Origin of the sequence: Salinicoccus sediminis (assembly GCF_000986795.1) — a bacterium.
Classification (GTDB): Bacteria; Bacillota; Bacilli; order Staphylococcales; family Salinicoccaceae; genus Salinicoccus; species Salinicoccus sediminis.
Map to the genome: position 1 here is coordinate 145332 of NZ_LAYZ01000004.1, position 8585 is coordinate 153916.

At 47.5% G+C, this 8585-nt stretch carries 7 protein-coding genes and 6 tRNA genes; 1 reads left to right on the top strand and 12 read right to left on the bottom strand.

What is annotated here, in order from left to right; all coding sequences use genetic code 11:
• Nucleotides 1-16: 16 nt before the first annotated feature.
• The 5 genes from glmS to WN59_RS07755 form a co-directional block, all read right to left on the bottom strand.
• Nucleotides 17-1819, bottom strand: a complete 1803-nt coding sequence (gene glmS / locus WN59_RS07735; protein WP_046515344.1) for a glutamine--fructose-6-phosphate transaminase (isomerizing) — start codon at nucleotides 1817-1819, stop codon at nucleotides 17-19.
• A 346-nt stretch (nucleotides 1820-2165) separates the two neighbouring features.
• On the bottom strand, nucleotides 2166-3521 hold the full coding sequence (gene glmM / locus WN59_RS07740; RefSeq protein ID WP_046515348.1) for a phosphoglucosamine mutase: 1356 nt from the start codon (nucleotides 3519-3521) through the stop codon (nucleotides 2166-2168).
• A 36-nt stretch (nucleotides 3522-3557) separates the two neighbouring features.
• Nucleotides 3558-4493 (bottom strand): CdaR family protein, encoded by a 936-nt coding sequence (locus tag WN59_RS07745; protein WP_046515352.1) that lies wholly within the window; start codon nucleotides 4491-4493, stop codon nucleotides 3558-3560.
• Nucleotides 4480-5301: a diadenylate cyclase CdaA gene (gene cdaA, locus WN59_RS07750; protein WP_046515355.1), complete on the bottom strand. Its 822-nt coding sequence runs from the start codon at nucleotides 5299-5301 to the stop codon at nucleotides 4480-4482. The genes WN59_RS07745 and cdaA overlap by 14 nt, the downstream gene beginning before the upstream one ends.
• Before the next feature lie 23 nt (nucleotides 5302-5324).
• The gene (locus WN59_RS07755) at nucleotides 5325-6272 is read right to left on the bottom strand and encodes a helix-turn-helix domain-containing protein (RefSeq protein ID WP_046515358.1); all 948 of its coding nucleotides are present in this window, start codon (nucleotides 6270-6272) and stop codon (nucleotides 5325-5327) included.
• A gap of 164 nt (nucleotides 6273-6436) precedes the next feature.
• On the opposite strand from WN59_RS07755, the gene WN59_RS07760 reads away from it, so the two are divergent.
• A complete protein-coding gene (locus WN59_RS07760; protein WP_046515362.1) occupies nucleotides 6437-6910 on the top strand; it encodes an ArsR/SmtB family transcription factor in 474 nt (157 codons plus the stop codon).
• 64 nt (nucleotides 6911-6974) lie between these two features.
• Here the strand turns inward: WN59_RS07760 and rocF are convergent, their stop codons facing one another.
• From rocF to WN59_RS07795, 7 genes are all read right to left on the bottom strand, one after another.
• The gene (rocF, locus tag WN59_RS07765) at nucleotides 6975-7886 is read right to left on the bottom strand and encodes an arginase (protein ID WP_046515365.1); all 912 of its coding nucleotides are present in this window, start codon (nucleotides 7884-7886) and stop codon (nucleotides 6975-6977) included.
• A gap of 147 nt (nucleotides 7887-8033) precedes the next feature.
• Nucleotides 8034-8106 (bottom strand) — tRNA-Lys (locus WN59_RS07770).
• A gap of 1 nt (nucleotide 8107) precedes the next feature.
• Nucleotides 8108-8182: transfer RNA gene (locus tag WN59_RS07775), tRNA-Gln, on the bottom strand.
• Nucleotides 8183-8194: 12 nt separating this feature from the next.
• Nucleotides 8195-8278, bottom strand: a tRNA-Tyr gene (locus tag WN59_RS07780).
• 1 nt (nucleotide 8279) lies between these two features.
• Nucleotides 8280-8355: transfer RNA gene (locus tag WN59_RS07785), tRNA-Val, on the bottom strand.
• A 6-nt stretch (nucleotides 8356-8361) separates the two neighbouring features.
• Nucleotides 8362-8433: transfer RNA gene (locus tag WN59_RS07790), tRNA-Glu, on the bottom strand.
• A gap of 31 nt (nucleotides 8434-8464) precedes the next feature.
• Nucleotides 8465-8539: transfer RNA gene (locus WN59_RS07795), tRNA-Asn, on the bottom strand.
• Nucleotides 8540-8585 lie beyond the last annotated feature (46 nt).

Consider the following 8585-nt stretch of genomic DNA (forward strand, 5'->3'; position numbering starts at 1 on the left):
ATATTCCATTGTGCTTTTATTCCACTGTTACCGACTTCGCAAGGTTTCTTGGCTTGTCCACATCGTTTCCGCGGTGCAGTGCTGCATAGTACGCGATGAACTGGTACACGACTACGGATACGAGCGGTGTAAGCATTTCATGCACATGCGGTATCACATATGTGTCTCCGTCCTGCTCGAGCCCCTCCATCGAGATCATGCACACTTTGGCTCCGCGTGCTTCGACTTCCTGCGCATTCCCACGGATGTTCAGGTTGATCCTTTCCTGGGTGGCCAGTGCGAATACCGGCGTGTTCTCTTCTATCAGCGCGATGGTACCGTGCTTGAGTTCCCCGCCGGCGAAACCTTCCGCCTGTATATAGGAGATCTCCTTCAGTTTGAGCGCACCTTCCAGGCCGACGTAGTAATCCATCGTCCTGCCGATGAAGAAGGCGTTTCTCGTCGTTTCGAGGTACTCGTTCACGATCTGCTCGATCGCTGGGGCGTCATCGATGACCGCCGTGATCGCTGTTGTAACTTTCGCAAGTTCTGTCATCAGGTTGATGCCTGTGTCTTTTCCGAGTTCGCGGGCTGCGACCTGCGCCAGGATGGAAAGGACTGCGATCTGTGCTGTATATGCTTTCGTGGAGGCGACGGCAATCTCAGGTCCTGCATGCAGGATGAGCGTCTGATCCGCTTCTCGTGAAAGTGTTGAGCCGGGTACATTCGTCACTGTCAGTGACTGGTGGCCGAGCTTCTTGATCTCAACAAGGACGGCGCGGCTGTCCGCTGTTTCGCCCGACTGTGAGATGAAGATGAACAGAGGCTTCTCGGACAGCATCGGCGTGTTGTATACGAATTCTGAAGCCACGTGCACTTCTGTCGGCACGCCTGCCCATTTCTCGAAATACTCCTTGCCGATGAGACCGGCATGATAGCTCGTCCCTGCGGCGATGACATAGAGTCTGTCGGCATCCCTCAGCTGTTTGATGATTGCCGGGTCGATTTTGAGATTCTCATCTTCATCCTGGTATTCCTGGATAATTTTCCTCATTGCCGCCGGCTGGTCATTGATCTCTTTCAGCATGTAGTGGTCATATGTGCCTTTTTCTATATCTCCTGCATCGATTTCCGCAATGTAGGAATCCCTTTCCACTGCATTACCCTCTTTATCCTTGATGACGATATCATCTTTTTTGAGGAGTACGACTTCGCCGTCCATCAGTTCCACGAATTCGTTCGTGATCTGCAGCATTGCCATCGCATCTGAAGTGATGACATTGAAATCCTCCCCTTTACCGAGAAGCAGCGGGGATTTGTTCTTGGCCACATAGATTACATCCGGATCCTCTTCATCCAGTAATCCGAGCGCGTAGGAACCATGCAGTTCACCAAGCGTCCTGTTGAAAGCCTCTTCTGTTGTCATACCCTCATCTGCCAGCTTCGCAATCACTTCGACAATGATTTCAGTATCTGTACTGGAAACCAGCTCAACGTCTCCAAGGTGATCATTCTTAAGCTGTTCATAATTCTCGATGACACCGTTATGAACCAGTGTAAAGCGGCCGTTAGTACTCTGGTGCGGGTGAGCATTGACCACGTTCGGCACACCGTGTGTCGCCCATCTTGTGTGTCCGATACCCACTGTCGCATCGAAGTCCGTCTCCACTTTTTCCCTGAGGTCCCTGATTCGTCCCTTCTCTTTGAACACCTTCACCTCTTCATCATTCCTGACCCCGATTCCTGCAGAGTCATAGCCTCGGTACTCCATTTTCTCAAGACCTTTGAGCAGTATCTCCAAGACATTGTCATTGCCGATATAACCAACTATTCCGCACATATACTGACTTCCTTTCCATTTAAGGTTTAAGTTCCGATGCTCTGTGCTGACAATCACTTGTCAGTTTTAACATCCGGTCTCACGAATACTTCAGTATCCGGGACAGCATCCGCCGAAATTCGATGGCTGTCCTCCTCGTCAGCAGATGGCTCCCATCTGCTCAGGCGCTATTCCGATTGTTTTTTATCCTGCCCTCCTTTTAGTCAACATTCACATTGTAAGGGAAATATGTATATACTGCAACAGAAAAATTTCGTATTAAACTGACTCAAACCGACATTTTTGGAGGTGTGGTCATAAAAAACTGCCGCCCCGGGATATCCGGACCGGCAGGATTGCTCTTCTGTTATTCGTCGAGACCCATTTCAGCCTTGACGACCTCTGCGATATCATTGCTGTACTTATCAGCCAATTCTTCAGTTTCAGCTTCCACCATGACACGGACCAGGGGTTCTGTACCGGAGGCACGGACGAGGATTCGTCCATTACCGTCCATATCCGCCTCCACCTCGTCAATCTTCGCAGAAACCTTATCGTTGTTCACCACATTGTATTTATCCGTTACACGTACGTTTACGAGCTCCTGGGGGAATGTTTCCACCTGCGCTGCCAGTTCACTGAGCTTTTTGCCGGATTCCCTGACGATTGCAGCAAGATGGACGCCTGTCAGCAGGCCGTCACCTGTAGTATTGTAGTCCATCATGATGATATGTCCGGACTGCTCGCCGCCGAGCGAGTATCCACCTGAGCGCATCTCCTCCACTACATAGCGGTCGCCGACTTTGGTCTTGTCACTGTTCAGGCCATGGGCTTCCAGAGCTTTATAGAATCCCAGATTGCTCATCACTGTGGAGACGACCATGTCATCCTTCAGCATATCTATGGACTTCAGGTGCTGGGCAAGGATGAACATGATCTTATCGCCGTCGACGATCTCTCCATTCTCATCCACTGCAATGATGCGGTCGCCATCACCGTCGAAGGCAAGCCCGAAATCCGCCTCCTGTTCTTTCACGAGTTCAACCAGCTTGCCAGGATGTGTAGAACCGACGCCATCATTGATGTTGGTGCCGTCCGGGTTACACCCGACCGTCACTGTATCCGCCTCGAGATCACCAAAGAGATAAGGAGCAAGCGAGTATGTGGAACCATGGGCACCGTCAAGCGCAATCTTCAAACCTTCCAGGTCCGTATCAATTGTGGACTTGAGATAGCTCACATATTTCTGGCTGCCTTCAAAATAGTCGGATTTATGGCCAAGCGCTGTACCACTCGGTCTTGGCAGCGTATCTTCCTCAGCATCGAGGAGCTTTTCAATTTCCTCCTCCTGCGCATCAGAAAGTTTGAAACCGTCTGAACCAAAGAATTTGATGCCGTTATCTGCCACCGGGTTATGGGAGGCGGAAATCATTACACCCGCATCTGCCTCCATCTCTTTTGTCAGATATGCTACACCCGGGGTGGAGATGATTCCGAGGCGCATCACTTCCGCTCCCATGGAAAGCAGTCCGGCAACGAGCGCTGATTCCAGCATTTCACCGGAAATGCGTGTGTCGCGTCCGACCAGTACAGTCGGTTTATCCTCTTCTTTCTGTCCGGATAGTACATATCCGCCAAATCTTCCCAGTTTAAAAGCCAGTTCCGGAGTCAGCTCCGTATTTGCAACGCCTCTTACTCCATCAGTACCAAAATATTTACCCATGTCTTTCTCCTTTTTCATTGTGTAGTTTTATTTCAGTCAATTTTCGGTTATTTCTATTTCTGCCTGCAGTACTGCCGGCTCTGTTTTACTGACACCTTCAGGCAGTTCCATTTCTATGTCTTTCGTTTCTGAATTTTCCATGCCGTCCACATTTACTTCGACATTGACGGAATCGATGTTTGCGAGCACTTCCTCGCTGCCGAATACCGTCACATTTTCATAGTTGAGCTTAACATCTTCCAGCGTATGTCCGTCTGCAACTTCACCGTTCACTTCGTATTCCACCGGAACTTCCTTGCTTCGCTCATCCACCGAGATTTCGACCCTTACGTCAGTCGGATCGATCCGCACATCAAGCTTGTTGAATTGTGAGTCAAATACACTTACTTCCGCTTCTTCGACGCGGTCCTCTGTAATTCTTGAGCTGTCATTCAGGGTGGCGCGTACATATTGTATACGATTCATTTCACTTTCACCACCCATGACGGTGACCGTGGACGGTATGACATTGACCTCGGAGATCTGGTGGTTCGGCCCCACCCGGCTCTCACTCACTTCAGCCTGTACTTCGAATGTTCTTGTAACAAGATCCTGTATGTTGATGTTTGCAGTCTGCGGAACAACTTCAGCCGTGACATTTTCAGGCAGTCCCTCCACTGTGAAGTGCTCCTCATATTCTCCCACGTCCCGGTTCCGTAGGTCGAGGGAAACACTGAAATCCCTTGTTGTCTGGAGCCTTTTGACATTGGAGTTGTTTCCAAACAGCTGGACATTGACCTCCGACGGAGCACCGGAGACATAGTAGTTCTCCTTGTCATACTGCAGCTCCACAGGCACGCCCTCAATCATCTGTGATTCGGGATTTTCACCGTCATCATTGAACAGATTATCAAAAACATCATTTACAGAAAGGAACATGAACAATGCGAGAATCAGGGCCACAAACCTGAGACCCCATTTACTTTCTAGCAAAGAGCCCACCTCCTTCCTTCAGCTCAGGGAGCAGACTCCAATGTGTTTTCAGCATGGAATCAAGCTCTTCAAGTGATATTTCGCGCGTGAGCTTACTGTCATAAGTCACTGAGATGTTACCTGTTTCCTCAGAGACCACTATTGTGAATGCGTCGGTCACTTCCGACACACCGACAGCCGCCCTGTGTCTTGTACCGAGATTTTTGGCAATCTTGCTGCTGTCGGACAGCGGCAGGTAACTGGCAGCTGTGGCAATTTTATCTCCCTGTATAATCATGGCCCCGTCATGCAGCGGAGTGTTCGGGATAAATATGTTGATCAGAAGTTCTGATGAAATGTTTCCGTTTATGGGAATCCCGGTTTCGATGTAATCTTTCAGCCCCGTCTCCTTTTCAAAGACGATCAGCGCCCCGATGCGGCGTTTTGCCATATATCTGATGGATTTTACCATGGCTTCCCGCATCTTATCATGTTCTGAACTTGCTGCTGTACTGCTTGTACGGAAGAGACTCCCGCGGCCAAGCTGTTCAAGCGCCCGTCTGAGCTCCGGCTGGAATATCACAATAATCGCCAAAAAACCCCATTCCAAAACCGTATCGAACATCTGTGTCGTCGTCGCAAGATCGAAAAAATTACTTATCGCCCGGCCGATAAGGATGAAGAATATCCCTTTGATCAGCTGGATGGCTTTCGTACCCTTCATTACGGTAATCAGAAGATAAAGTACGTACCAGACAATCAGCAAATCGACAATGCTCGAAATTACGGCTGCCGTTGTGATGTTCTCAAAAAAATTATCTGTCTGCATAGTGCCGTCCCTCTCTCAATATTTCAAATAAAATCCAAACGCTTATCCAGCATGTCATATATGCCGGTTAAAACCACATCTCCTCTGAACATGTTTTTCTCAATTCCCATGCTCTTGAACCTGCTCTTGCATTCTTTGATATTGCCATTGTTGAAACTTGCATAGCAGTTCAGAAGCACCATTGACGGCGAATTCTCATGTTCCGTCATTTTTTCCAGTTTTTCGAAAAACCCAAGCATTGCCAGATTTTTTGCCTCGAGAAGATTGAATGTGTCCCTCTTGTAGTCTATATGAAGGATTTCCGACTGCCTTTTCAGCCTCGTAAGAATCCTCTCAGACGTAAAATATTCCTTCTTGATATGATAACATGCCGCCATTTCAAACATGACCCTGATGATTCCGAGATCAAGCTCGGTAAGCTTTAAAATGATGAACAGCGTATCCTCCAGAAGGTCCAGCGCCCCTTCCACTTCATCCTGTGAAACCAGTATGCGCGTTTTTAAAATTATCGCATCTATGTAGGACTGGTTGACCGAAACCGTGGACAGTAGCCTGAGCGCCTGATCCACATGATACTTCTCTTTTCCCGGCTTATCCGTTTTATTATAATACTTGGCATAGATCAGATGGATCCGTCCACTGTCCTGGGGAGGGACCTGATCGACCGTTTCGTATTCTTTTTCTATGAAAGAGATTACAGATTGGAAATCTTCACTTTCGATTTTCTGTTCATAATAGGCAATCTCCCTTAGTATCTCAACATCATTATACCTGAAATGGGACACTTCCTGCATAAAATCGTTGACAGAGCAGTTCAAACGTTCACTCAGTTTTATGAGGACATTAGTTGAAGGATGCACACTGCCCTTCTCTATCAAACTGAGATAAGTCCTGGAAATGATGCCGTCCGCCAATTCTTCCTGTGTCAGATTGTTATTGTTGCGTATTTCCTTGATTCTCTGCCCAATCATAGTGGTGCCCCTTTCACTGTAGTAACAGTTACATCATACCAAATTCGCAATTATGCAACAAATGATTAAAAGGCTCTCAACTTTTGTAAATAGATGTTTATTTGATTGACAAGCTATTTACAGTTAATCATACTATAAATATATCTCATAAGGGGTGTTTCTTCATGAAAAAATTACTGGTTATTGATAACCTGGCCCAGTTGAAAAGCGTCAGTGACCCATTCCGGATCGAGCTCCTCACCATGCTTGGTGAAAAACCGAAGACGGGCCAGAACCTTGCGGATGAACTGGATATCCCCCGCGCGAAGATCCACTATCATCTCAATGAACTGCTGAAAAACGATATCATCCATGTGGTAAAGACCGAGGAGAAGAACAGCATCATCCAGAAATTTTACGCACCGGTGGCTAAAAAAGTGGTGCCGAATATCGACCTTTTGAAGTATATCCCGGATGAAAAGAAGAAAGACAGCATGTCATATAACCTGAACATCAAAGAGGACGACCTGAAACAGTTCAAAAAGGATCTTAAAAATTTTGTAAAGAAGCACTCTGAAAAGAAAAACACCAAAGGAACCGATGAATACAAGGTCCAGCTCATGCCTTTGGGAGATGATAGCAATGATAATGAAGGTTAAATACAATATTTTAAGGGATAGCATCCATTACAGATGATATCCCTTTTTATATGGCCAATTATATTTACAGCTGTTTTTTCCCGAACAGGAATGAAGCAATCTCCACTGCCTTCTCTGCAGTAATATTCTTCTCATCAAGCAATGGATTCACCTCTACAAGATCCATCGAAGTCACCAGGTCCGATTCATTCAGCATGCGCATCGCAAGCTGTGTTTCAGACAGTGACATACCACCGTCAACAGGTGTGCCCGTCCCCGGTGTTTCCAACGGGTCGAGTCCGTCGACATCGAGGGAGAGGTGCAGACCGTCGACCTTATCTTTCAGGTAGGCAATCGCCTCATCCATGACACCGGCCATGCCTTTTTCCCTGACGTCAGTTGCAGTGAAAGTGAGAATATCATTCTCCTTGATGTATTCCCTCTCACCCACATCAAGATCTCTCATGCCTATTAAAACAACATTTTCCGGTTTCACCTTGACTCCGGGCTGATGAAGGTTCACGAAACTCTCATGCCCTACGCCGCATGCCACAGCAAGCGGCATGCCATGTATGTTACCTGATGGAGAAGTCTCACTGTCGTTGAGATCGCCGTGGGCATCATACCATATGACACCAAGGTTTTCGTAATGCGGGCTGATTCCAGCTATGGAGCCGATCGAAAGCGAGTGGTCCCCTCCGAGTATCAACGGAAAGCGTCCAAGTTTTACGGAACTTTCAACCTCTTCCGCCAGTTCAGTACTGAAATCCTTCACCTGTTCGAAATTGAGAAGCCCCATCTCCTCTTTCGCCGAGTGCAGAGTCGGATCCACTTTATACTGACCGGTAATGTTCCCTTTATCTTCAACATTCATTCCCTGTATTTCCAATGCTTTGACAAGGCCGGCGTAACGTATCGCATCCGGTCCAAAATCCACTCCCAGTTTCGGCTGGCCGAAACATGTGGAAGCGCCGATAATATCTACCTTATGGTTCATAAAAATATCCCCTTTTTCAAATCAAGTCTAACTTCATATTATACAACATTGGATTTTTATGCAATGATTTATAAAAATGTAAATACAACCGTTTTCATGCATAAAGATAAACAAAAAAAGACACCTTCCGAAGAAGATGTCCACAAGTGAGCCATAGAGGATTCGAACCTCTGACCCTCTGATTAAAAGTCAGATGCTCTACCGACTGAGCTAATGGCTCATGGCTGGGCTAGAAGGATTCGAACCTTCGCATGACGAGACCAAAACCCGTTGCCTTACCGCTTGGCTATAGCCCAATAATATTAAAATGGTGGAGGGGGGCAGATTCGAACTGCCGAACCCGAAGGAGCGGATTTACAGTCCGCCGCGTTTAGCCACTTCGCTACCCCTCCGTGGTGGAGAATGACGGGTTCGAACCGCCGACCCTCTGCTTGTAAGGCAGATGCTCTCCCAGCTGAGCTAATTCTCCAAAAGATGACCCGTACGGGACTCGAACCCGTGTTACCGCCGTGAAAGGGCGGTGTCTTAACCGCTTGACCAACGGGCCAGTATATAAGTATATGCTCAAAACAAAAAAATGGCTCCACAGGTAGGATTCGAACCTACGACCGATCGGTTAACAGCCGATAGCTCTACCACTGAGCTACTGTGGAAAACTATTAAATAAAATATAAAATCACACTGCCCGGCAGCGTCCTA